The sequence below is a fragment of the Oceanobacillus damuensis genome (genome assembly GCF_001618145.1).
GTDB lineage: Bacteria > Bacillota > Bacilli > Bacillales > Amphibacillaceae > Oceanobacillus > Oceanobacillus damuensis.
The window spans coordinates 119,074-143,074 of record NZ_KV392044.1 but is presented as its reverse complement, the minus strand read 5'-3'; the positions used below and the strand labels follow the sequence as shown (position 1 = coordinate 143,074).

General features: G+C 37.0%; 25 protein-coding genes and 1 riboswitch. Of the genes, 14 read left to right on the top strand and 11 right to left on the bottom strand.

Going from position 1 to position 24,001, the window contains the following annotated elements; translation table 11 throughout:
* The first annotated feature begins 14 nt into the window (after positions 1–14).
* A riboswitch (Lysine riboswitch) is annotated at positions 15–193 on the top strand.
* 104 nt (positions 194–297) lie between these two features.
* The 3 genes from dapA (at position 298) to A4245_RS03180 (ending at position 3,399) form a co-directional block, all read left to right on the top strand.
* Positions 298–1,191, top strand: a complete 894-nt coding sequence (gene dapA / locus A4245_RS03190; protein ID WP_067725595.1) for a 4-hydroxy-tetrahydrodipicolinate synthase — start codon at positions 298–300, stop codon at positions 1,189–1,191.
* Between the two features lie 74 nt (positions 1,192–1,265).
* The gene (locus A4245_RS03185; RefSeq protein ID WP_067725593.1) at positions 1,266–1,655 is read left to right on the top strand and encodes a DUF1801 domain-containing protein; all 390 of its coding nucleotides are present in this window, start codon (positions 1,266–1,268) and stop codon (positions 1,653–1,655) included.
* A gap of 247 nt (positions 1,656–1,902) precedes the next feature.
* Positions 1,903–3,399, top strand: a complete 1,497-nt coding sequence (locus A4245_RS03180; protein ID WP_067725591.1) for a glycoside hydrolase family 32 protein — start codon at positions 1,903–1,905, stop codon at positions 3,397–3,399.
* Positions 3,400–3,509: 110 nt separating this feature from the next.
* On the opposite strand, the gene A4245_RS03175 is transcribed toward A4245_RS03180, so the two are convergent.
* Positions 3,510–3,695: a hypothetical protein gene (locus A4245_RS03175; protein WP_067725590.1), complete on the bottom strand. Its 186-nt coding sequence runs from the start codon at positions 3,693–3,695 to the stop codon at positions 3,510–3,512.
* Positions 3,696–3,832: 137 nt separating this feature from the next.
* On the opposite strand from A4245_RS03175, the gene A4245_RS03170 reads away from it, so the two are divergent.
* From A4245_RS03170 to A4245_RS03120, 10 genes are all read left to right on the top strand, one after another.
* Positions 3,833–4,048 (top strand): hypothetical protein, encoded by a 216-nt coding sequence (locus A4245_RS03170; protein WP_067725588.1) that lies wholly within the window; start codon positions 3,833–3,835, stop codon positions 4,046–4,048.
* 376 nt (positions 4,049–4,424) lie between these two features.
* A complete protein-coding gene (locus tag A4245_RS03165) occupies positions 4,425–7,166 on the top strand; it encodes a GTP-binding protein (RefSeq protein ID WP_067725586.1) in 2,742 nt (913 codons plus the stop codon).
* Positions 7,167–7,307: 141 nt separating this feature from the next.
* Positions 7,308–7,691, top strand: coding sequence for a hypothetical protein (locus A4245_RS03160; protein ID WP_067725584.1), 384 nt, complete (start codon positions 7,308–7,310; stop codon positions 7,689–7,691).
* Positions 7,692–7,886: 195 nt separating this feature from the next.
* The gene (locus tag A4245_RS03155; protein WP_324609838.1) at positions 7,887–8,813 is read left to right on the top strand and encodes a LysR family transcriptional regulator; all 927 of its coding nucleotides are present in this window, start codon (positions 7,887–7,889) and stop codon (positions 8,811–8,813) included.
* A 112-nt stretch (positions 8,814–8,925) separates the two neighbouring features.
* Entirely contained in the window at positions 8,926–9,564 is a 639-nt protein-coding gene (locus A4245_RS03150; RefSeq protein WP_067725580.1) for an HD domain-containing protein, read from the top strand.
* Positions 9,565–10,185: 621 nt separating this feature from the next.
* On the top strand, positions 10,186–10,377 hold the full coding sequence (locus A4245_RS03145; RefSeq protein ID WP_067725577.1) for a DUF6366 family protein: 192 nt from the start codon (positions 10,186–10,188) through the stop codon (positions 10,375–10,377).
* A 220-nt stretch (positions 10,378–10,597) separates the two neighbouring features.
* Complete coding sequence (locus tag A4245_RS03140) at positions 10,598–11,302, top strand: hypothetical protein (RefSeq protein ID WP_067725576.1); 705 nt, start codon at positions 10,598–10,600, stop codon at positions 11,300–11,302.
* Positions 11,303–11,403: 101 nt separating this feature from the next.
* The gene (locus tag A4245_RS03135) at positions 11,404–11,889 is read left to right on the top strand and encodes a tetratricopeptide repeat protein (protein WP_067725574.1); all 486 of its coding nucleotides are present in this window, start codon (positions 11,404–11,406) and stop codon (positions 11,887–11,889) included.
* 417 nt (positions 11,890–12,306) lie between these two features.
* Positions 12,307–12,819, top strand: a complete 513-nt coding sequence (locus A4245_RS03125) for a hypothetical protein (protein WP_067725570.1) — start codon at positions 12,307–12,309, stop codon at positions 12,817–12,819.
* A gap of 704 nt (positions 12,820–13,523) precedes the next feature.
* Positions 13,524–13,715 carry a hypothetical protein gene (locus A4245_RS03120; protein ID WP_067725568.1) on the top strand — a complete coding sequence of 64 codons (192 nt, stop codon included), beginning with the start codon at positions 13,524–13,526 and terminating at the stop codon, positions 13,713–13,715.
* A 507-nt stretch (positions 13,716–14,222) separates the two neighbouring features.
* Here the strand turns inward: A4245_RS03120 and A4245_RS03115 are convergent.
* The 4 genes from A4245_RS03115 to A4245_RS03100 all read right to left on the bottom strand — a co-directional run bounded on the left by A4245_RS03115 (position 14,223) and on the right by A4245_RS03100 (position 18,595).
* Positions 14,223–15,365, bottom strand: coding sequence for a glycosyltransferase family 4 protein (locus A4245_RS03115; protein WP_067725566.1), 1,143 nt, complete (start codon positions 15,363–15,365; stop codon positions 14,223–14,225).
* A gap of 16 nt (positions 15,366–15,381) precedes the next feature.
* Complete coding sequence (locus A4245_RS03110; RefSeq protein ID WP_067725564.1) at positions 15,382–16,530, bottom strand: NAD-dependent epimerase/dehydratase family protein; 1,149 nt, start codon at positions 16,528–16,530, stop codon at positions 15,382–15,384.
* Positions 16,531–16,662: 132 nt separating this feature from the next.
* Positions 16,663–18,192 (bottom strand): FAD-dependent oxidoreductase, encoded by a 1,530-nt coding sequence (locus tag A4245_RS03105; protein WP_067725558.1) that lies wholly within the window; start codon positions 18,190–18,192, stop codon positions 16,663–16,665.
* Between the two features lie 163 nt (positions 18,193–18,355).
* Positions 18,356–18,595, bottom strand: coding sequence for an indolepyruvate ferredoxin oxidoreductase subunit alpha (locus tag A4245_RS03100; RefSeq protein WP_067725557.1), 240 nt, complete (start codon positions 18,593–18,595; stop codon positions 18,356–18,358).
* Between the two features lie 141 nt (positions 18,596–18,736).
* Here A4245_RS03100 and A4245_RS03095 point away from each other — a divergent pair, with 141 nt between their 5' ends.
* On the top strand, positions 18,737–19,927 hold the full coding sequence (locus A4245_RS03095) for a M14 family metallopeptidase (RefSeq protein ID WP_067725556.1): 1,191 nt from the start codon (positions 18,737–18,739) through the stop codon (positions 19,925–19,927).
* On the opposite strand, the gene A4245_RS03090 is transcribed toward A4245_RS03095, so the two are convergent.
* The 6 genes from A4245_RS03090 to tatC all read right to left on the bottom strand — a co-directional run bounded on the left by A4245_RS03090 (position 19,922) and on the right by tatC (position 23,944).
* Positions 19,922–20,488 carry a histidine phosphatase family protein gene (locus tag A4245_RS03090; protein WP_067725555.1) on the bottom strand — a complete coding sequence of 189 codons (567 nt, stop codon included), beginning with the start codon at positions 20,486–20,488 and terminating at the stop codon, positions 19,922–19,924. The genes A4245_RS03095 and A4245_RS03090 overlap by 6 nt on opposite strands.
* Before the next feature lie 162 nt (positions 20,489–20,650).
* Positions 20,651–20,857 (bottom strand): DUF6501 family protein, encoded by a 207-nt coding sequence (locus A4245_RS03085; protein ID WP_067725554.1) that lies wholly within the window; start codon positions 20,855–20,857, stop codon positions 20,651–20,653.
* Between the two features lie 38 nt (positions 20,858–20,895).
* Entirely contained in the window at positions 20,896–21,861 is a 966-nt protein-coding gene (gene msrA, locus A4245_RS03080; RefSeq protein ID WP_067725553.1) for a peptide-methionine (S)-S-oxide reductase MsrA, read from the bottom strand.
* A 149-nt stretch (positions 21,862–22,010) separates the two neighbouring features.
* A complete protein-coding gene (vrrA, locus tag A4245_RS03075; RefSeq protein ID WP_067725551.1) occupies positions 22,011–22,430 on the bottom strand; it encodes a VrrA/YqfQ family protein in 420 nt (139 codons plus the stop codon).
* Positions 22,431–22,950: 520 nt separating this feature from the next.
* On the bottom strand, positions 22,951–23,166 hold the full coding sequence (locus A4245_RS03070) for a YozE family protein (RefSeq protein WP_067725550.1): 216 nt from the start codon (positions 23,164–23,166) through the stop codon (positions 22,951–22,953).
* Positions 23,167–23,182: 16 nt separating this feature from the next.
* A complete protein-coding gene (gene tatC / locus A4245_RS03065; protein ID WP_067725625.1) occupies positions 23,183–23,944 on the bottom strand; it encodes a twin-arginine translocase subunit TatC in 762 nt (253 codons plus the stop codon).
* Between the last annotated feature and the right edge of the window lie 57 nt (positions 23,945–24,001).

Sequence of the window (24,001 nt, the reverse complement as noted above, 5' to 3'; positions counted from 1 at the left end):
TTTAGATTTTTTAAGGTAAGGATAGAGGTGCAAAAACCATCAGTACTCATGTGGAGGAGTATGAGCTCTAGCGATCCATGAGGAAAGGGGAATTTGCCGAAGCGGAGGGAGACTCATAAACCTGAAGCTGGTGCTGTCATTTAATAGATGCAGGACTGTCATATAGGGAACTATATGGAGGGCTATCAAGCGCAGAACTATAACAGACGTTCTAAGCAGCAGCGGGCTCTCGTTGGTGCTTTTTTAGTTTGGCCCTCCACACCAACGCAAACAATTCTAATCAAAGGGTGTGTAGTTATGAATTTCGGTAAATTATTAACAGCTATGGTAACTCCATTTAATCAGGCGGGTGACATTGATTATGATGCAACCAGAAATTTAGTTAATTATCTGATTGCAAATGGTTCAGACGGTTTAGTTGTTGCGGGAACTACCGGTGAATCACCAACTCTTACACATGATGAAAAATTAAAGTTATTTAAATTTGTGGTGGATGTTGTTGGTGGAAGCGTGCCAGTCATCGCCGGAACAGGTTCAAATAACACAAAGGCTTCGATTGACTTAACAAAAGAAGCGGAAGCAACTGGTGTCGATGGAATTATGCTCGTTGCACCATACTACAACAAACCTTCTCAGGAGGGAATGTATCAGCATTTCTCTGCCATTGCAGCACAAACAAAACTGCCTGTCATGCTGTACAACATTCCAGGAAGAAGTGTAGTCAATATGGAACCCGAGACGATTATCCGTCTTTCCAAAATAGATAATATTGTTTCAGTAAAAGAAGCAAGTGGGGACTTGGATCGTACTGTAGAAATTATCAGCAATACATCCGATGACTTCAGTGTCTATAGTGGGGAAGATAGTCTGACATTGCCTTCGGTGGCAATCGGTGGAACAGGAATTGTCTCTGTCGCTTCCCATATTGTCGGAAACGAGATGCAGGAAATGCTCCAGCACTTTTTTGCTGGGAATGTATCTGATGCTGCTGCAATCCATCGTCAGATCTTACCGGTAATGCAAGCTCTGTTCGCAGCACCAAGCCCGACTCCGGTAAAAGAAGCATTGAACCGAATTGGTATACCTGTTGGAGGTGTCCGATTGCCGCTCATCCCATTAAATGAAATGGAGCGGGAGTCATTGTATAAGGCTATCGTAGCATATGAGACAAAACAAGTTTCAGGTTATTGATTAGTAAGGGAATGAGCACCTAAGCTCATTCCCTATTTTAAATAATTTATTACACAGAAAAAAGGAGATATTAAATGGCTGCTGATGATAAAGCGCGTACAATCCAAGAAGTGGATCAATATATCTTGAATTTACCAACAGACATACAAAGCCTCACAGAGAAATTACGAGAAATCATTTTTCACTCCTCTCCAGAGATTAAAGAGGAGTTCAAGTGGTCTATGCCTAACTATTCATATAATGGGCTGGTTTGTTATCTTCAAGCCTCCAAAAACCATGTGAATCTCGGTTTTCATAAAGGTAACGAACTCATGGAGCAAGATACTGACAACTTATTACAAGGTACAGGGAAGACAATGCGGCATATTCGGGTGAAAAATAGGGAAGACATCAAGCAAGATTCTTTTATTTTGCTAATTAAAGCAGCGGTATCGAATTTTATGAAAATAAACGCTTGTGACTAAGGAGTATTAATTTTTTACAAACGGGGTAAGCACTTACCATATGGGTTTCAAAACAAAATCACATATTTGAGAAGAAAACGAAATAACTCTTCCATATATGGATTTTTTATTTTACAATTGTCACCTGCTGTTTTACAATTATTTTTTGATTACATGGATTCATCAAGGCTACTTATAGAGAGCAAAAAAAAATATAGCAAAAATAAACTAATTATCGACCTGATATTTTTAGGGAGGTTATAGCATCATGACTAAAACCATATTTGAAATAGAGGAATTAATCACAAATCGAATAAAAGAAATTCAAAATATTGTAGCAGATGATCCGTATCGCCTTCATTACCATCTGATGCCGCAAATTGGACTATTGAACGACCCTAATGGCTTTGCTTACTTTAATGGTTGCTACCACATTTTTTATCAGTGGAATCCTTTTGAGACAAAGCATGGGATTAAATATTGGGGGCACTATATTTCCGATGACCTTGTTCATTGGAAGGAGGCACCAATTGCCCTTGCCCCGGATCAGTGGTACGACAAAAATGGATGTTATTCAGGGAGCGCAGTAGTACATGATAATAAATTGTATTTATTTTATACAGGCAATGTAATGGATGACGACGGAAACAGGGAATCCTACCAATGCCTTGCAGTGTCTGAGGATGGTCTTGAATTCCATAAAAGAGGACCTATCATCCACGTTCCAGAAGGTTATACGCCACATTTCCGTGACCCAAAGGTATTTTGTGAAGCGGGTAAATGGTATATGGTAGTTGGCGCACAAACGACAGAAGGGAAAGGGGAAGTCGTTTTATATACATCCACGGACCTGGATAATTGGACTTTTCACGGTCCCCTTGCAGGAAGCGGCCGCAATGGGCTTGGTGACTTCGGATATATGTGGGAATGCCCGGATGTTTTTAGATTAGATGGTCAGGATATTTTGATCATTTGTCCACAGGGGCTTGAGCCAAGAGGATATGAATTCAATAATATTTTTCATTCTGGGTATTTTTCCGGTAAGGTAGATTATGAACAAGTCACCTTTGAACATGGGCGATTCACCGAACTCGATAGGGGGTTCGACTTCTATGCCCCTCAAACAATGATTGATGACAGAGGGAGAAGGCTGATGGTCGGCTGGATGGGCAATGCAGAAGAAGGGGAATCAATCCATCCTACTACCAGATATGAGTGGATCCATACGCTGACACTTCCGCGACATCTCGAATGGAAAGATGGAAAACTTTTGCAAAATCCAGTGGAAGAACTTCAATGTTTACGGGAAAACGAGATAGAATACATGGATGTTCCAATTGATGGAGATAAAATCTCTCTTCCAAACGTTCAAGGCAATGTATTGGAACTGGAAATTACCATCAAAGAACTGGATGCCACATCTTTTTCCTTTACACTAGGAGAAAATAATGAAATAACCTATGACAAGTTAAAAAAAACCTTCTCCCTAAAACGATTGAACCTTGCAGACGAAAATAATTATGAAAAAAGAAGTTGTGTGCTAAACGAGTTAAATACGATTCGACTATTTAAGGATACATCATCCGTTGAAATTTTCATTAACAACGGAGAAGAGGTTTTTTCAGCAAGGATTTTCGATTACCCAGCTGATCCGAATATCCATTTTTCCGCAAATGGAAATGTAAGCCTTGATATAAAAAAGTGGAGTTTGAAAAAGTTGAATGCTTTTAATACCAACCATGTCAATCATACAATTGGTATTTAATACTTGAACCTATTTGAAATAGGAAGGTATAAATGATCTGGAAAAGGAGCCGGTGCTTAAAAAAATGAGCACCGGCTCCTTTTGCGTCTGATTGGTAAAAGCAGAAGCCATTATGAATTGTTAAATGTTTGCTTAATCTCTTTCTCTGCAAGGAAATTATTAGCTGATTCTATTCTTCGATGTTCATCTACAGAGTCTCCAGATATCCGATTAACCGTATTCGGTCCAGCTTGAACGCTGATTCTTTCCCGGACATCCTGTTTCGGTAATCCAGGCTGTTTTTTATGATTTCCCATTTTATCACCTCATTAGATAATATGTGCATTGTGTTTCACTTTATTTTGTTGAGCGTGTGAATAATATCTTCAATATGCAATTTTTTAAGCTATATATTCGTTTCCATTGGTTATATTACCGTTAGGAGGTGAATCAATTGGAAAAGAAAAAAGCGAAAGAAAATCAAAAAATAAATGTTGAGTTAGGTGGGATGGGGCTATACGGAACCACTTCCAACAAAGAAATTGCTGGTTATAAGGCTTCCGGTGATATTGAAAATGCGGGAAGATTAGATAAAGGCTTTGAGAAAAAGGAACATGACGACATCACACCCCAAGCTTCCATCATAGAGGGAGATCGGAAGGATTATTAACAAAAATGCTTCCTGCAGCATAAATTCAATTTCCTTTTGCAAAGTGAAAGATCAGAAGGGCTTTGCCACTATTGGTTAAAGCCCTTCATGCTTCGAACATAAAAAACTGGAGTCGGGAATATACATAGATATTGTGTGAAAGATGCTTTACTTCTTAATGCCTATAAGAGTAACATTAAGTAATAACGGGAATTTGCTGGAATAAAGCATCTTAAGGTCACAAACATCAGTGAGGATACGAATTTTATAAAGAAAAGGATAATTTTATGGCTGTTATTTTTTAAATGGACTATAGCCTGTAGGATATTGAAAAATCCGGTATGGAGCATAATTATTCTAATAGGAGAATAACAAAAAAGTACTGCGGGGGATCATCATGACAGTAGAGAAGAAACTAATCAATAAAACCTATTATAAACAATTTATGGATGGAAAAGAGAGTATCCACCCAATTAAAGTCCTGGGTGAAATGTATATGACGGAGCAAATGAACGAAGTGACCGATTTGGCGTCTATCCGTTTTTCCCAGGGAGAGGTCTATTTTTTAAATAAAGATTATGAAGCGGCCATTTTCAAATGGGAAAACATTTCAAATGAATTAAAGCCGTGGGCACAGAAAAATATAGCGGACGCCCATTTTGAACTGGATTTGCTTGCAATTGCCGAAGACTATTATAAAGCAGTCGAAACAGATTCCGAGGTTTTAAGAACAGAGGTGCTCTTGCAGCTTTTTTCACTCTATATCCAGCTTGGAAAGCTTGAAAAGGCGGCTGAATCGATCAAAAAAGCGGTCAGCCTAAACCCGGATTATCCTGATGTGACGGATATGGCACGTGCTTTCTTTGAGGATCAGCAGGACTTTGGCAATGCGGTGAAATTGGCTGTGAATGAGGCGATACGCACCCAATCCCTTTCATGGTTTGCCGTTTTGGAAACATATGCGGAAATGTCGCATACTTCAGCGTTTGACCCAGGCTATTTCAAGGAGGCATTGCTGACTCTGTATACTATCAGTCATGCTCGCTTCGAGAGTTTAACGGAGGCACTTTGGAACAGTTATAAACAAAGCGATCTGTATTTCACCTGGCTGAAAGACATCAATCATCTTTTCTTGCATATCGATGTGGATCGTTCCCATAATTGGCAAAAGCTTTCTGACCTTTACAGAGAGTCGTATGTTGAATTAATTGATGGAGACCATTTAATCAGGGACCTGTCGCCAATCATTCCGAACCTATTAAATAACTGGATAAAGATATGCACAACCTCAGATGCTTTACTTGCTTCAGCAGCTGTTCTTGCATGGAGTGATATTTTTCCTTCGTCGATGGAAGCATCTGTAGTTAGTAAAGCAGAAGACATGGTAAGCCGGACTGAAAGTAATCAGATTGGTGTGAAGGACGGTTACGGGCTTTTGAATTCCATTAAGAGCTGGGCGCACGACAATGGAGTTCTAATGAGTGAACGGTTCGTATGGCTGGCACAAGAACTTCTCGATTTTAGCCAGCATCACCTGCTGATCTCCGGGATAGATAATGATGTAAAAACAGCCTTTTTAAATAAGCTGCTTGGTAATAAGCTTTTGGAAGACAGGTCATCAGCAGCAGCTTTTCTGAAGCATTCAGAGGATCCGATCATTCAAGCAATTACAAATGAAGAGGTAAGGGATATAACCGATGCTGATGATCTCCGCCAGCATGCTGAAAATCGAGAGGCACTGGTTTTTTACGGAGAGCCAGTATCGTTTTTGAAAGATAATGGGATTACCCTCATCGACGCTCCGGGAATCACGAGCCAGAGCAGGTCGAGAAATGATCTGTTTCCATATTTGCATGTTGCAGACAGTATGCTGTTTGTAATGGATCCCGAATCACCCATGACCGCAGAAGAGCTTAATTCGGCTGTCAGAATAAAGGAGCGGGCTCCAGAGCTGCAGATTCATTTTGTTCTGTACAATACAAATAGTTCCTTTTATGGTCAGGAAGCAATGGAACATCTCGATGAAACGACTTCCAAAATCAAAACATATTTTCCGGATGCAACGTTTTTAACATTATCTGCGACTTATGAAAGCAAAAAGCACTTAGATGAATTGTCCTCCTTTATGGAATCGATAAAAAGGGCTCGCAAACTGGAAAAAGAACGGACTGTCAATGTTCTGTATTTTATCAAGGAATCAATTAAGTTCCTGCTGGGAAAACGTGTAGATATGGAAAATTCGTTAATTGATAAAGTGAAATGGAACGAAGAGATGGTTACAAAACTCCAAGGAGCGGTTAATCAGGTAAAGGATATGGAAGAGGAAAAAGTTCAAGTTATTAAAACGTCTTACAGTGAAATAAAAGATAAGATGAGACAGGATTTAAGAGCAAAGATCCCGGAATTGCTCCGTGATTGCGCTGATTTGGTAAAAGAGGACAGTGACTTTGCAAAAATCCATATTGAACTGAATGAAGAGATGAATAAGCGGATCACCGATTATATTGAAACCAGCGTCTTGCCGGACTACCGTGCATCATTAATGGGCTGGATTGTTGATAGTGAAAGAGAGTTTAAAGAGAGCCAGACCAACTTGAAAGAGATGAGCGACAGCTTCAACCAATTATACGGCGAAGAAAAAATCGCGTTGATTTGTGACTTTAAAGTATTGGATGACTGGCGCCGGGATGCCGACCGGATGACAAGGGGAAATGTGCAGTTGCGAAAGGCCAATATACTGACTCGTTCGACCCCGTCACAACTATTATTTAAAAGCGCAGGAAAGCTGTTTGGGGCCATTCAAAACAAAGGGATGCTTTATAACAAATACAAGCAATTTATCGACAGTAAAGACTACAGTGAAACAGCGGAATCAATAACCGCTAAGTTCATGCAGCAATTTGAACTGTTCGAGAATTCCCTGCAAAGAGATGTTAATATGTTTTTTGCCAATCCGTTTGAAGTGCTGCAAAGGACATTGGAAGAAACAGATAGAGAAATTGAGGAAAACCAAATTTCGCTTCGTGATATGCGCAACAATCCCGAATTGTACCAAGACCCGCTTACCTTGTTCGAATTGAAGCTTCGTCAATATGAGCGGATGATCGCTTCGAGTGAACAGGTGAAAGAATATTATTAATCGTTCAGGAAGTTACGTAAAGTAGCTTCCTTTATTTTTTATAGCTTAAAGGTTTAAAATCACTCCAATATATTGATATTATTTTAGTTAAGGAATTATATTTAGCAGTTTGATGAAAGGGAGAGATTTAATATTAAAAACGTGATTTATCTATCGCTGCTGATTTTCTTTGGAGGAATACTAGTTGGTTGTTCAGAAGCGGATGAGGTGCTCCTGGTTGGCACTCCATTTAATGACAAGAGAGGGGAGGGAATTGATTTCCATAGTGAAATCACAGATCAGGAAAGCATCAATAAGCTGCGGAATATCAACGATAAATTGGAAGAGATAGCACAGCCAGATGATTTAAGAGCCAATTCGGATGCTTTTTTTACAATACATAGACCCGAAGACAGTGTTTCTGAGCTTAGCAGGTATATTTGGTGTCAGGATGATGGGAGCATGATTTGGTATGATGGTCGGTCAAACTACTACAGATTATCCGAACAGCAATCCGAAGAGCTGAAAGAAATAATGGAAGAGTAATAATGCGAGGTGCCCTATAATAAGGAGTTCGGTTATCATGGAGAACCTATACGAATTAGGATACTAATTAACTTGTGTTCAACAATCGGGCCAATTAGTGGCATAATTTCTTAATTTAAATTAACTTAATATATGTAGTTCGTATTAAAAAATTAGTGAAATAAAGGTAGATCTTGAATTAGAAAGGAGTGAAACATTATCGAATTACGACATTTAGAATATTTTTTAATGGTTTCGAAAGAACTACATTTTACAAAGGCAGCTGAAAAATTAGGAATCTCGCAACCAACTTTAAGTCATCAAATTAAGATGCTCGAACAAGAGGTAGGATATCCGCTTTTTAATCGTGTTGGCAAGAAAATTGAGCTTACGAAGGTTGGGGAAATTGTACAACAAGAAGCATTGAATATTCAAGGTTCCCTACAAGGTATGTCCTCTCAAATAGAGGCATTCACGAAAGTGGAGATCGGAGAATTGAAAATTGCTGTGTTACCAGGGGAAATAACGGATTTAGTATCTACGTTGTGTATTCAATTTAACCATTTATATCCGAACATTAATGTTTCCATTCAAACTACTGATCAGGTGGAAAAGGCCGTTCTGGAAAATCAAGCTGATTTTGGTATTGGTTTCCAATTTAATCAATGTGATAGGCTGCAATTGACGAAGTTGTATGATGAAGAATTTTATCTGATTAGTAATCAAAGTAATGGAGAGGATAAGGTTTCATTTTCCTCTTTTTTGGATGGACCTCTCATTTTATTTCCAAGTATGCATCAATGTAGAAAAATACTTGATATAACAAGTGCTGAGGTTGGCAAGAGAATAGAGCCAATTGTGGAGACGTCAAGTGTTCAATCTATCTTGAATCTAGTCCGAAGCGGTGTTGGTCGCAGTGTTGTTTCCCGTACATTATATGAATTTTATGATACAGGGGATTTATTTTTTCAACATATTGAAAAACCGTCTTTGACAAGGGCAGCTTATCTCGTGATGAAAAAGAATTGTTTTATTAATTATCCAGCACGTAAATATATTCAGTTATTGGTACGCGAAATCGAAAAGCTACATTTTCACACAGAAAAAGATGCGATCACTTCTTTACAACGTTCTATATTATAGTTTTTATCTATCATTATTATAGAAATGATTAAATAGACAAATAATGGAGTCCTCTTTACAATGAAGACAACTCATGATGATGAAAAAAATTTACTGTAAAGGGGTTTTTATCATGCAACAAACAATAGCAGGTATCAAAATTCCGGATTCCAGGTTGGCGAAAGACGCAGCCGATATATTACGTGAGTATGGGAATGACCTATTGTGGAATCATTCCAATCGTGTATTTTTCTTTGGTGCCGTAAACGGACAAACAGCAAAGCAGAATTATGATTTGGAGTTATTATATGTCAGTGCGTTATTCCATGATTTAGGCTTAACAAAAAAATACAGTAGCCCAGATTTACGGTTTGAAGTAGATGGTGCAAATGCAGCTAGAAGTTTCCTGCAACAGTATCAAATCCCGCAAGAGTCCATCCAACTTGTATGGGATGCAATTGCACTGCATACGACACCTGGTGTTGCAGAACACAAACAGTCAGAAGTAGCGCTTCTCTTTCATGGCGTAGGTTTAGATGTGATGGGAGATGGCTTTGAACAATTTCCTGGAGATTTGCGTGAAGAAATTATCAACGCGTTCCCCCGCAACAATTTCAAACAGGAAATTATACCAGCGTTTTATGAGGGCTTTAAGCATAAGCCAGAAACTACTTTCGGAAATATGAAAGAAGATGTTATTCAACATTTCAGACCGGAATATAATAATAAGAATTTCTGTCATTGTATTATACATTCACCATGGTCGGAATGATTGTTTCAAAAAAAACTAGCCAATGCCCTGTATTCATTTTACAGGGTTATTTTTTTGTTCCTTTAATTTCAGATGTATTATTCCATTATCTGGAGCGACTGCGGAATAACCGTCATTTTTCATTCAACTAAATGATGCAATAGTTAAACAAGGTGGTGATTTATTATTGTATTTAATGTTTTATCTTTAATTTTTAAATCATCTCTATATTAATACTTTGTAAAGCCTTGTACTTATGCTAACTGGTGCTAGTTAAATAAGTTAATCAAGGTTGATCGCCTTTTTCTTTTAGTCAAATTCTAATAATATTTTGGAAAATTATGTTAATATTGATATATAGAGATATTATGCTAAACAGGCAGAATAGTTGAGTAGTAGCTAAGGGGTAACAATGGGGCTTGTTTATACTATATTAATTATTTAATCATCGGCAGGTTTCTTATATTTTTTGGGGAAAACAGGTAAGAACTCTAAAAATCAAGAGTAATACGACAAAGACTAATCTTTTTTTCTGAAGAGTATTTCATTCTTTAATTAATGGCGCTTTATACAAATTAGGGGATTGCAACCTTATTACGATGTAGTTTATGCGAAGAGGGTTATGCAAGGGAGGGTATGTTAATGAGTGAAAATCAAAAAACTCCTGAAGAAAGAAGAGAACAAATGAGACAAAAAGAATTAAAAAGCCCTTCAAGTAGTATTCACGGGAGCAATCTTTCTGATTTAGTTGGTGGTTTAGGATGGAAAGGCACTGGAATACTTATTCTTTTAATGATAGTTGGTTTTATAATTTATTCCGTCTTCTTTCGTTAACTGTCATTTAGTTGAAGTAGAATATCTAGAAATTGTCAAACTTTAAATTAAATGGTGCAAAAGTTCAACAAACGAGATCATTAAAAAGGTGGTCTTTTTTTTTATTAATTTCAGAAATTTATAATTATAGCGTTTGGTATTCTGTTATTATTTTTATGTAGACAATGAACTAAAAACAGAGAGTTAAAAAGAGAATGTAACAATAATATGGGGGAAAAAAGTGAAGATGGATAAAAAGGTGCTTTTATTAATTCCTATAATTCTGTTTGTGATAGTAGCAAATTATTTTATAGAACCTGTTGAAGAAAGTGAGGATTCAGGTCCAGATGATTCAGAGGAAATAACAAAATTAAAAAAAGAATTAAATCAATTAAGTATAGACTACTTAAATTTAGAAGGGGAAAATGAAAATTTAGAACTACAAATTGAAGGGTTAAATAATTCAATGTTTGAAATATCGAAATTTATTCTCCAATCCGATATTGCAAATGATTTTCTCACTGAATCAACAGAAATTATCTATAAAGAGTTTGAAGAAGACAAATTCATTGTCTTATATAAGAGTGAAACTGGAAATCGTTTACTTGTGTCATCAAGGGAACCAAATTTTGGTGGGCATTTAGATTTTCCCACATTAAATCCAGAAAATGGATTCAATTGGGAAGGTGGAATGGGACCAGACCTTAGTTTCTTTGGTGGGGTAATAACTGAAAATAAAATTAAACAGGTGCGAGTATTGCAAAATGATAAGGTCCACGAAGCTGATATTATTAAAATAGCTGAAAACTTAAATATCTGGTATAGCATATTTGACTATGAGAAAAAATCAATTTCCGATGATCCTGATACTCTGAAAATTGAAGCCATCGATAATGATGGAGTCATTTTATGGGAAGAAGCGTTTGAAGAAGGCTTGGGAGGTTAATATTCAACTAACTGGAGAGATTGTCCAATAGGAATTGTTGCCTTTTGTGTTATCGACGTAGTTTGGTGATACAATCGGATAAAGTAATGAGGGTGAAAATAATGAAAAAAGAATTTGAAAAAGCTATTGATTTACGGAAAACTGGAGACCATCAAGAATCTAACGAATTACTTATGAAACTGGTACAGAAGTTCCCCGATAATGCGTCGATTAACTATCAATATGCTTGGAGTTTTGATTTATTAGGAGAAGAATCAAAAGCAGTACCTTTTTACGAAAATGCAATCGAATTAGGGTTATCTTCTAAGGAGTTGGAGGGAGCTTTATTGGGTTTAGGGAGTACATATAGAACATTAGGAGATTATGAAAGGTCAAAAAGGACATTTCTAAAGGGAATTGAATTATTTCCACACAATAGAGCAATTCAAACATTCTATTCGATGACCTTATATAATTTGAACGAGCATAGTAAAGCGATGGAGTTATTATTAAAATGCTTAATAGATACAACAGTAGACGATGAAATATTAAGTTATAAAGAGGCAATTGATTTCTATTCGAATAAATTAGATGAAATTTGGGACTAGTTTGTGAAAAAATCAATTAAAGTAACTGATGCATTGTTAAATAAGGACAGTCGCTTATTGATCTAAAGGGACAGGTTTGTTAATAAGAGAAATCAAGGGGGAGATTGTAATTAAATTATTTGCTATTTTATTAACAGCAATAGGAATAATTTTTTCTGTTTTTGGACTAATGCCTGTTATATTTGTTTATCCGTTTAAATATTGGGATACCGCTTCTGATTATTGGAATTATATACTTCTTCAAGCTCATGATAGAGTCTATTGGCAGGTAGGAATAATTATTTTATTAATAGGCTTGTTTTTACTCTTTAAAATTAGAAAACGGTAGTTTCTTCTTCAACAAACGGGTAGGTTTGTTGAAGAAAGTGTGAAACATTTTTAGTGAAAGAATCGTTATAAACTATAAAGGGGGAGACAATGAAAAAATTGATATTTTGTATTGCAGTTATTGTAATTATGGTGGTATTTACTTTCATTTATTTAGAGAATAGTAAAAAGAGCAATTCATATTCTACGCCAGAAGAAGCATTAAGAAATAATGAACATGAATACCTCGATGTTTTAGAAATCGTGGATCCAAAAATATACGAAGAAGTTGCATATGTCTTCTATTACTCACAATTTGATGCTCCGAAAGACTATTTAGCAGCAGGAATAATAAATAAGAATAAATATGGTTGGCGAGTGGATGAAGTAATAGGTGTGGGAAGTATTGATAAAAATAATGAGGGAATGGCTTCAGGTATGGATGAACATATTGTGGGTTTTGCCGGAAAAGAAGTAGCTAAAGTTAAAATGGGAACTCATGAGGCTGCAATGATAGAAATAGAAAATGAATATATGAATGCTTTTTTATTTCACGGTGTTGACTCTGAGTTGTTGAGAGAACTCGAATTTGAGTATTTTGATAAAGAAGGTAATGAATTATAAAGTAACAGGTGCTTATATACAACAAGGGTTCGGTTGCCGGGAGCTTTTTAATTTCAGGGAAGGGCATTAATTTGAATGCATTTGAGTATATACGTTAATAAAAAAATGAATGGCTTTCTATTTTCTCATATGGTGGCATTTTCTTGTTTTATTTATGATGACAATGTTAATAAGTGGCTTAGTCAGTTTTATAATTCCTCGGTTCCCATTCTTAGTAATTGTATTGGTTAGTGGGTTAATTGGTTATATTTATTCACTGATTATTGATAGAGAGACTTTGGTATTTTATATCGTTTGATAAATCTTATCTTTTCTTTAGTTTCTATATTTTTGGTTAAATATGCGTTTTATATTGAAAGAAAAGCTAAGGAAATACAAGATAATGAATTTTAGTTAGTTCACTATCTGGTGCAAGAGTTGGATAGGAAAGAATCGGGGCGGAGGGATTGGTAGTGGGTATACTAGGTATTATCGCAGTTGTGAGTCTTTTGTAAATTGACGGACATATTAGAAAAGGATATAAGCAATAAAAAGAAATAATTGAACTAATAAAGCAAATAAAGGAAAAGTCTTGATTACTTCTTTAATAATCTGGTGCATTTTTACAATAAGTGAAAACGCATTTCTTTTAAAATAAGACGATAACAATTATGTTAAATTTAAAAAGGCTAAGTTAAGTAAGATTTAAAGGATGGCGGTTCTTGATGAAAAATCACATAAAGGTAAATGAAAAGCTTCTCCAAAAGAACAAGCGTTTTTCACAATTGAAAAATAGTCAAAAGGATTGGATCGTAACCGAACTTTATAAACTTTACCACGATAAGATGAGAAAAATACGTACAACAAGAAAACTCTCTCCTGAGCATCGAGATACCGTTATATCGGCAGTTGAGTGAGGAAATTGAAACCGATCTGGTAGAAGACAGTTAATGTTATTGAAGCCGAATATTACAAAGTAATTGATGTTATTAATGATTGGTAGGGTGAGAGTCAAATGACCCATTTGTTGCCTCGGTTATTTTTGTAGTTGGAAGAAGATGACAATAGATTAGAAGCCTTTCTTATTGGGTTTGTTCAAAAACATCCAGAAGAAGTATACATTCCAGGTATGGCATAAATTAATCCGGGTTTACATAATATTTATTATAGGAAGTTAAATAAAACGTGACAATATTCGTCTCATTAACCAAGTATACTTATGATAGTGAGATAAAATGAAAAAATGCAGGCTTGTTAAAGAATTTTATATGTTTTGTTTTATTCCTTATCGATCATATTTTGTTAGATTTTAATTTACTTCATTTCTCTGTTTGAATCTTTCCCCAAACTTTGTATTATAAGTACATATTATTGACTGCATCTTGTATGGACATGTTCAGCAAATAAAAAAATCATGGCTGCACTTATTGCGCAGCCATGATTTTTGTGTGATTGTGTATTTCAATCGTTTCCTGATAATAATCCAATAACTGCTGGGATGCATTCTCCCAGGCGTATTTTTCAGCCTCGATTCGGGCTTTTTGCTTCATTTGCTGTAACAGTTCCTGATTATCCAATTTGTTAACTGCCTGGATCATGCTGTTTACATCTTCATTCTCAAATAACAAACCGGTTTCTTCATCCTTAACTTGCTCCAGTGTCGGACCACTTTTGGCAGCTACAACAGGCAATCCTGAAGCCATTGCTTCCAGAATGACCAATCCGAGTGTTTCTGTGACAGATGGAAAAATAAATGCGTCAGCTGATGCGAATGCCTTTGAAAGTTCTTCTCCATGGAGAAATCCTGTAAAAACGGTATTGGTATTTTTGAATGTTTTTTCAAGCTCTTGTCTTGATGGTCCATCTCCAATAATTGCAAGAGCAATATCACTTCTTGCTTCCAATAAAGGTTTTATCTTATGGACTTCCTTTTCTATTGCAAGTCTGCCAATAAAAACGAGTAATTTTTTGGATTTTTCACCATTTGTAAGGTAATCGCGCATTTGTTCATCGTAAAATTTCGGATGTCTGCTATGGATATCTACTCCACGCTGCAATACATGGAGATTATGAAATTTTTTCTCGTGAAGCTCTTTTTTAATCGCTTCAGATGTACAAAGATTTAAATCTGCCGCATGATGCAGTTTTTTAATATGATGCCAGACAATTGGTTTAGCCGGCTTATAGACCCAATAATAATCCATATACTTCGGTACATGGGTATGATAGGTGGCAATCAAAGGATAATCAAGCTTTTTTGCATAATGCACACCGGAAGCAGCGAGCAAAATTGGATTTGCAGCATGCACAATATCAGGCTGAAAGTTTTCCAATACTCCCTTCACTTCTTTGGATGGCAATGTAAATGGTCTATAACGATAAAAAGGAAGAGTGATAGGTTTAATGCCTATTACTTTCGCGCCTTCATATTCATATACACCTAAATCCGGAGCAACGACAAGAACCTCATGCTCTTTTGAGCGAAAATGCTTGATAGCTTGTGTAAGTCGGGTAACTACCCCGTCAGTAGAAGGTAAAAATGTTTCGGTAACTATTGCTATTCTCAAAGCTGAATTACTCCTTTTATTTCCATGTAACCTGCGGAAGTACATTTTCTTTGATTACACGGTCTTTGTTGTCCAATGCCACGTTTAGTATTTCTTTCAGTACTTCATCCGTTAGCAGGTTCGGTTCCAGGCCAAGGTCCCGAAGATTTGTATTTACTGCGTGATAATAATGCTCTTCTGCTTCGATACGAGGATTTTCTATATTGGCTATCTTTGGAGATAACCCCATTTCCTCGGCGACTCTTTTTGTTCTTTCAGCCAGTTCTTTGACAGAGAAATATTCGGTAAATTGATTAAACACCCGGAATTCTCCCTTTTCGGCTGGGTTGTTTGCTGCGATTTCAATACATCTTACGGTATCCTTAATATTCAGAAATGATCTCGTTTGCCCACCTGCACCGTAAACGGTCAGGTCATGCCCTATTGCAGATTGTATTAAGAACCTGTTCAGAGCGGTTCCGAATACACCATCATAATCCAACCTATTATTTAAAATTGGATGCAGTTCTGTTTCGTCTGTATGTAACCCATAAACGATGCCCTGGTTAAGGTCTGTTGCGCGAATGCCCCATATTTTACATGCGAACATAATATTATGGCTGTCATGCACTTTTGATAGATGATAGAATGACCCAGGTTGTTTAGGATAAGGAAGTTTGTCTTTTCGTCCGTTGTGTTCAATCTCGATATATCCTTCTTCAATATCGATATTCGGTGCACCATACTCGCCCATCGTACCGAGTTTTATCAAATGGCAATCTGGTGCCAGTTCTTTAATGGCAAAAAGAACATTTAAATTACCAATAACATTATTTGATTGGGTAAAAACCGCATGCTCTCTATCTATCATCGAATATGGAGCAGATCGCTGTTCCGCGAAATGAACGAATGCATCCGGATTCGTTTGTTTAAATACTTCTCTTAGAAAATCGTAGTGATTCAGATCTCCGATAAACGTTTTAATTTCTTTGCCTGTCAGTTCTTTCCATTTAGCGACGCGTTCTTCTAGTGATGCGATAGGAGTAACGGAATTTGAATGTAATTCTTCATCCATTTTCCGCCTTACTAAATTATCTACGATTGACACTTCATGTCCTTGTTTTGATAGATAAAGGGCAGTTGGCCACCCACAGAATCCATCTCCACCTGCTACAATAATTTTCATTGTTTACCTCCAAATGCTAGAATTAATGTCTTCATAATCTATTATAATATAAATTAACATTTTCCATGGAAGATAAACCTGTTTAAATAAAAACTTAACAAAAAATAAACAAATAAGCAGTAGAAAAACTGCTTATTTGTGTTCCTCTATTTTGGCTAAAGGTTTTTTGGCAGGACCTTCCACCACTTCTCCGGAATAATTAAATCGTGAACCGTGACATGGACAGTCCCAGGTCCGATCGCCGGAGTTCCATGTCACTTCGCATCCCAAATGGGTACAAGTTGTGTCCACCATATGAATTGCATCTTGCTCATCTTTGTAAACACCTACTCTTTTGCCATTCACTCTCGTAACAGCAGCATCATCTCGGGCAAGTTCATCAACAGGGTTTTTTGTAAACTCCAGTTTTCCTTTTATCAGATGCTTGGCAACATCAGCATTGATCTCCATAAACTTCCTTACAGCCGGGTCAGCCTGAAACCGTGCAGGGGTGAAAAGGTCATTATATGGGTTGTCCTGATCAAGGATATTATCGACCAGTATTTTGGCTGCAATTGTACCATTGGTCATTCCCCACTTACGGAAGCCTGTAGCGGTGAGTACTGTCTTATCTTCTTTCGTGATCCTTCCGATATAGGGTACCTTATCCAGTGTTGTCAAGTCCTGTGCTGACCACCTGTAATCTATTTTATCTATTTTAAAGTGATCCTGTGCGAATATCTGTAAGGCTTCATAGTGGGACATCGTGGATTTACCTTGGCCAGTTTTATGGTTTTCACCGCCAATAAGCAGTACGTCATCCCCTTGGAATTTTGCTGACCGTACAGACCTTGTTGGAGATTCTGCATTGATATACATGCCCCCAGGGAATTTTTCCGGGGATTTTCCTGCGATGAGGTAGGATCTTTCCGGGTACATACGGGCGAAATAAAAGCTTTGCCGGTCATAGAAAGGAAAATGTGAAGCTACGATCACATATTTGCATGTGACTCGGTGTCCATCTCTAGTGATAATGCTCGTATGTTTGTTATATTCAATATCGGAAGCAGTAGTATTTTCGTATACAGTGAGCCCGTGTTTCAATCCATCTTCCAACAGCATTTTTAAATATTCCAGTGGATGAAACTGAGCCTGATTATGCATTATAAGAGCCTTTTTAACCGGAAGATCGAGCGGAATAGTATCGGTCAGTTTACTTTCAATGTTTAACCGCTCGTATGCCTCTTTTTCTTTTTCCAGTTTGCTTATATAGGAATCATCGTTCGTATATATGTAGGCATCTTCCTTACTGTAATCACACGCGATATTATTTTCACTTACCGTGTGTTCAATAAACTCCTTTGCTTCTTCAGCAGCTTTATAATAGAGAGAAGCTTTTTCCAGACCGAAATGTGTGATGAATTCATCATAAATGATTCCATGCTGGGCAGTTATTTTCGCCGTCGTATGACCAGTGGTGCCGTTTAAGACAGGACCAGCATCGAGCAGGACAACGTTAAGGTTTTGTTTAGCAAGTAAATATGCTGCGGTTATCCCTGTTATACCCCCACCAACGATACCGACATCTGCTTTTATAGAATCATTCAAAGCAGGGAAACTTGGCAAAGAGATCTGGTCACGCCATATTGGCTCAGGAAATTGTGGCAATTGAGGTTTTACCAATTCATTTCTCTCCTATCTTTAGTCAGATAAGATTAGTTTAGCCATTTAAAGCAAATGTATGTATTCGGATCAAAGAATCGTTCCATTTGTTTTGCTGTGCCGCTCTTCCTCATAAGAAAACACCACTTATCCTATTCGGTAAGCGGTGTTTTTGCTAGAAGTATTATCTGTTTTCAAAAAATACCCGGTTTAATGATATATATTCTGTTTCGTTTTCAGGAACCTCGTCCTCCATATAAATTGCCTCTACCGGACAAACTGCCTCACATGCTCCGCAATCTATGCATATATCAGGATCAATATAAAACATATCTTTTCCTTCTTCTATACAATCAACAGGGCACACTTCTACGCACTCTCCTGCTTTTTCGGTTTTACATGGTGATGTGATTACAAATGCCAAATTACTCTCCTCCTTCGCGCCAAAATATGAATATGTTGTAGTATTCAATTATTATAACGCATAAACCTAAAAAAATAAAAGATTCATCATTTTTTACACCTATCATAAGATATATTAGTTGTGAATGAAAGGAGAGAAATTATGGAAATCAGAGTTCGAACAGGCGATTCCCTTTGGTATTATAGTCAATTGTTCAATGTGCCCCTTATACTCATTGAAACCTCTAATATCGGAGTGGACGCAACACGACTTCAACCTGGTCAGATAATACAAATACCAGGCTATGTGAGAGAAAGGTATACCATACAAGCCGGAGATACGTTCTGGACTATTTCAAGGGAAAATAACATTCCATTGGACATGCTGGTAGTGACAAATCAGGACACCGACCCGGCCCATATTCAGATAGGGCAAACAATTGTTCTCCCTAAACTTGTGACAGAAATGATTGTCGATGATATAACCGATTATACGTATGAAAAAATGAGGGAACATATAGATGAACTCCTGTCCATTTATCCTTTTATCAGTAACCGCAGTGCAGGTAATTCGGTCATGGGAAAAGAAATTATCGAATTACAGATTGGGGCAGGTCCAAAGGAAGTTCATATAAATGGCTCCTTCCATGCTAATGAATGGATTACAACACCGGTAATTATGCGTTTTATAAATCAATACGCTCTGTCCGTTACGAATGGTTTGCCGATCAGAGAACTGGCATTGCTTCCGCTTTATACTGCGACACAACTATCTGTAGTGCCAATGGTAAACCCAGATGGGGTTAACCTTGTCATTGGTGGTGCTGAAGCTGCGGGACAATACAGCGAATCTGTCTTAACGATTAATCAACAAAGTGATGACTTTTCCGGATGGAAAGCAAATATAAATGGAGTTGACCTAAATAATCAATATCCTGCATTATGGGAGGTAGAAGCAGCCAGAAAGCCTACTTCGCCACAGCCAAGAGATTTTCCTGGTTTTGCTCCATTAACAGAGCCTGAAGCAATTGCAATGGCAAATCTTGCAGAGGAAAGAAACTTTGTACGCATGAATGCATTTCATACACAAGGCAGAGTGATATTTTGGGGATTTGAAGGGTTGGAACCACCTTATTCCTCAGAAGTTGTTAATGAATATGCAAGAACTAGTGGGTATGAACCTATTCAGTATGTGGACAGTTATGCAGGCTACAAAGATTGGTTTATTCAGGAATTCAGACAACCTGGATTCACTGTTGAGCTAGGATCTGGAGTGAATCCTCTACCGATCGATCAATTTGATGAAATTTATGAAGAAAGTCTTGGAATCATGCTCGCAAACTTGTATTTATAGTTCGTACGGATGCCATACACATTGCAGCTTACTGATGTCATTTTCTATATTGTATGTCAATAGATAGATATCAGGGTTCCTGAGCTGTTTCCACTGATTGAAGCCAAAGTCTTTATTAAATTGATGAAACAGATGGGACAATATATTTCCATGGCTTACAATTATCGCATTGTTAATGGATGGATCCTTATATAAATCGTAAAGTACTTCGTTGGATCGGGATAATACATCCTGTGCTGATTCCCCGCCAGGTAATGCAAATCTGTCATCCACAAAGGATTTTTCCAGGGCCTCCATCCAGTCTTCAACTGGATCTGCACTAAGAATGCGTTCCTGCAGCCGTGTGTCAAATTTAATAGATTTACCAGTTCGTTCTGCGTATGGCTTAATGCTCTCCACTGCCCTCAAATAGGGACTGGAAAGGATCAAATCAAATGAAACCTGTTCTTTCGTGAAAAAGTTTGCCAACTCAGCGGCTTGTCTTATACCAGCTCTAGTTAATGGAGAATCTTTATGTTGACTGAGCGCAGAACAATGTCGGACGAAATATATCTTTTTCACAGTTGATCAGCCCTTTCCTTGTTGGTCTTGATTGGTTGGTGTTATGGTAAATAAAGTATATCATTTAATTACGACAGTGGAGAGCTAAATAATTTAATTTTAAAAAACATTAACAAAAATTGAATTAAAAAAATAACAGGATGCCTCTCCTGTTATTTTTGTTTACTCAATTTCTTTAAAATAGTCTTTTCGAAAGCCGCCTACACGATTACTGTTATCGATGATGAAATAAAACTCTTCTGTTTCGTTCTTTACATCATATTTTTTACCGGGTGTCAGTTTATTATCAACAACAAACTTTTTTGCATTGGCATGGATACATTCTATTTGTTTTACTGTTTCACTGTCTTCCCAACTTAAATGGATCATTTTTTTGTCCCTCACTTCAACTAGTTTACATAATGTTATTATCGTTGCCCAAAAAGATATAAATAATTTCCATATCCTTCTTTTTCCATCTGATCTTTAGGGATAAATTTCATGGCAGCTGAATTCATACAATAGCGTAATCCGCCAGCTTCCTGTGGACCATCCTCAAAAACATGACCCAAATGTGAATCGGAACTTTTGCTTCGGATTTCCGTACGTATCATCCCATGTGTGTTGTCCACCTTGTCTTTAACCTGATATGGATCAACAGGCTTTGTAAAGCTTGGCCAGCCGCAACCCGCATCATATTGATCCTTCGATGAAAACAATACTTCTCCCGAAACAATGTCCACATAGATTCCCTCTTTGTCATTATCCCAGTATTCATTCTGGAACGGTCTCTCTGTACCGTTCTCTTGTGTGACATGATATTGAATGGGGGAAAGCTTTTCTTTTAATTTGGATTTGTCAATCTTGTTCTCCCATGTATTTTTAATGAAATCTTCTCTGCCTGATCCTTTTTTATATAACCGATAATGGAATGATTGCTTTTTATAATAATCCTGATGGTTTTCTTCTGCGCGATAGAATGGCTTGGCAGGCAGGATTCGGGTTGCAATCGGTTTAGAGAACTTGCCGCTTTCATCAAGCTCCTGTTTGGATTTCTCGGCTATCTGTTTTTGCTGCTCATTATGATAAAAAATCGCTGTTTGATAGGATTCTCCCCTATCGTTAAATTGTCCGCCTGGATCGGTCGGGTCAATTTGCTGCCAAAAAGTATTTAATAGCTGTTCATATGGCATAATTTTTGGATCGAAGGTTATTTCCACTGCTTCCAAATGGCCTGTGGTATTCGAGCATACTTCTTCGTATGTTGGGTTTTCCACATGTCCTCCGGTATATCCGGAAATCACACGTTCTATTCCAGGTCGCTGGTCAAAGGGCTCTACCATACACCAAAAGCATCCTCCGGCAAATGTTGCTGTTTCAAAGTTATTAGACATGAATATTCCTCCAGTCCTATTCGTGTTATTATCAGTGAACCATAGAATGCTCATCTATTCAATTTATTACAGAGATATCTTCTGACTTTATTTATATCTATTTTTCACTTTTTGCAAACAAAAATCAAGTAGTCCGACTCAAGAATTTGCTATATATATAATTTAGGTTTTGATACACCCTTGGACTCCACCTTTTTGTCTGGTTGGCCAGGCATTGCATGTTCTCGTTTTGGGGTTTCTTCTTTCTCATTCTCATCAGTTGTTTCTTCCTTGTTGTGGGCAGTTCCAGCATTTTCTTCGTCACTTGCTTCAATTTCTTTAAATGCTTTCATCATCCGGTACATAGCAGGAAGATTTTTTACCATCGGTCCATACTCCTGTATCAGTGGAGCACTTGACTCGACCATATTTAATACGTTTTGCACACTATCCAATGTTTTGGAAATAGTATTGACAGTGTTTCCTCCACTAAACTTTGTCTTGAATGTGGATGGAAGCATGGAATTTCCTGAATGACTTTGAAATGGGTTTCCGTATCTGTTCTGTTGCTGCCGTGGTGGAAATAGCATAATTATCCCCCTTTATTAGAATAAATCATCTAACATTAGTTTACGTGTAAGCGGGTGAATGCGTGTAGGCGGCTTGAGACATAAATGGAATATTTCCCGGGCAACCGCAGGAATCTACAAATATATGCTTTCACTGTAATTTAAATGAGAAAAAAGTCTTTTTTTGCGCACTACAATTTTCTTACCTTCTAACATTATTGTATTCTTATCAATCACCAGCTTTCAAACCAATAAAATAAGTGATAAAGCTGTTTTCTGATAATTGATCAAACGTTTGTTTAACTGTTATGAATGCCTGGTATATAAGCCTTTTCATCTTATCAGGTCCCTCCCCTCTTCTAGTTTATCCGTTTTTCAGCTAATAAAGATGGTGATTTAGTTTTTGCAGTAACCTGGCTGTTTATGTTTTTATGAATATCAATTATTTCTGGGAAAATAAAAAATGGCTCGGAGATGTCTATTCCGAACCATTTTCCAATCTCATATACGTCAGTTAGCCCCAACAGATTGAAGTAATATTTTATTTAGTCGATTGATACGTTTCCCAAATTTCGTCAAATATATATAATGCATTTGGAAAAGGACTGTTCCATTCCAAATAATTGCTGATTTCATCATAATCTGCCGACTGTTTTGGGAAATTATGATCTTTAAATGCCCAGTCAGCCAGTATAGACTTTTCATCAGGTTTTATTTTTCCTCTGTAGGTCATTAAAAATTGATAGAAGGAACGCAACTTTTCACCTCATTCATTAGCTTTCATCCTGCATAAATTCTTCATGTTTCTTCAGTTTTTTCCGATAAACAATTTTTGACAGCTGAATACTGATTTCATATAAGATGATCAGCGGTACAGCTACAACAATTTGTAATATGAAATCGGGTGGAGTTATCAATACTCCAACAACTATAAGCACAAAGTAAGCATATTTTCTATTCTTAACCATAAAATCTGGAGTCAGAATTCCAAGGCTTGTCAGGAACATTGCGATGATTGGCAGTTCAAACAGAAGAGCAAAAGGAAATGTAACCCGTAATAAAAACTTAAAGTATCTGTCAACGGTAAACATAATATTGAACATACCGTCATTTAACGATAACAGGAAAGGCATGATTAAATGTATAAATATGAAATAACCAAAAGCTAGTCCTAAAATAAACAAAAGAAATAATGCAGGGATATAGGATAATGATGCTTTCCTTTCATGGGGTGTCAACCCAGGTTTGATAAATGCCCATATTTCATATGCAAGGACAGGAATCGTCCCTATAATTGCTACTAGACCTGCCATGGAGAAATAGATCCAGATAATTTCCGTTGGACTGATTGCAGTCAGTTCAAGATCGATGTCATTAACGAAAAACCAATAAATATCTTTTACGTAGATAAACCCTGCAATAAAGAAAACAATGAAGAAAACAGCAGTTACTATAAGCCGATTTCTTAATTCAGATAAATGACCAACTAGATTCATTTCTTTTTCGGTATCTATTTGTTGCTGATCTTCTGACATATTTTTGAACACTCCCTCTGTCATAGCACAAAAGAAGATGTAAGGAATAACCCTACA

Bases quoted from the DNA above. Each gene is read 5' to 3' on its own strand.
- dapA (WP_067725595.1), top strand. From the start codon at position 298: ATGAATTTCGGTAAATTATTAACAGCTATGGTAACTCCATTTAATCAG.
- A4245_RS03185 (WP_067725593.1), top strand. From the start codon at position 1,266: ATGGCTGCTGATGATAAAGCGCGTACAATCCAAGAAGTGGATCAATAT.
- A4245_RS03180 (WP_067725591.1), top strand. From the start codon at position 1,903: ATGACTAAAACCATATTTGAAATAGAGGAATTAATCACAAATCGAATA.
- A4245_RS03175 (WP_067725590.1), bottom strand. From the start codon at position 3,695: ATGGGAAATCATAAAAAACAGCCTGGATTACCGAAACAGGATGTCCGG.
- A4245_RS03165 (WP_067725586.1), top strand. From the start codon at position 4,425: ATGACAGTAGAGAAGAAACTAATCAATAAAACCTATTATAAACAATTT.
- A4245_RS03150 (WP_067725580.1), top strand. From the start codon at position 8,926: ATGCAACAAACAATAGCAGGTATCAAAATTCCGGATTCCAGGTTGGCG.
- A4245_RS03145 (WP_067725577.1), top strand. From the start codon at position 10,186: ATGAGTGAAAATCAAAAAACTCCTGAAGAAAGAAGAGAACAAATGAGA.
- A4245_RS03135 (WP_067725574.1), top strand. From the start codon at position 11,404: ATGAAAAAAGAATTTGAAAAAGCTATTGATTTACGGAAAACTGGAGAC.
- A4245_RS03125 (WP_067725570.1), top strand. From the start codon at position 12,307: ATGAAAAAATTGATATTTTGTATTGCAGTTATTGTAATTATGGTGGTA.
- A4245_RS03120 (WP_067725568.1), top strand. From the start codon at position 13,524: ATGAAAAATCACATAAAGGTAAATGAAAAGCTTCTCCAAAAGAACAAG.
- A4245_RS03110 (WP_067725564.1), bottom strand. From the start codon at position 16,530: ATGAAAATTATTGTAGCAGGTGGAGATGGATTCTGTGGGTGGCCAACT.
- A4245_RS03095 (WP_067725556.1), top strand. From the start codon at position 18,737: ATGGAAATCAGAGTTCGAACAGGCGATTCCCTTTGGTATTATAGTCAA.
- A4245_RS03085 (WP_067725554.1), bottom strand. From the start codon at position 20,857: ATGATCCATTTAAGTTGGGAAGACAGTGAAACAGTAAAACAAATAGAA.
- msrA (WP_067725553.1), bottom strand. From the start codon at position 21,861: ATGTCTAATAACTTTGAAACAGCAACATTTGCCGGAGGATGCTTTTGG.
- vrrA (WP_067725551.1), bottom strand. From the start codon at position 22,430: ATGCTATTTCCACCACGGCAGCAACAGAACAGATACGGAAACCCATTT.
- tatC (WP_067725625.1), bottom strand. From the start codon at position 23,944: ATGTCAGAAGATCAGCAACAAATAGATACCGAAAAAGAAATGAATCTA.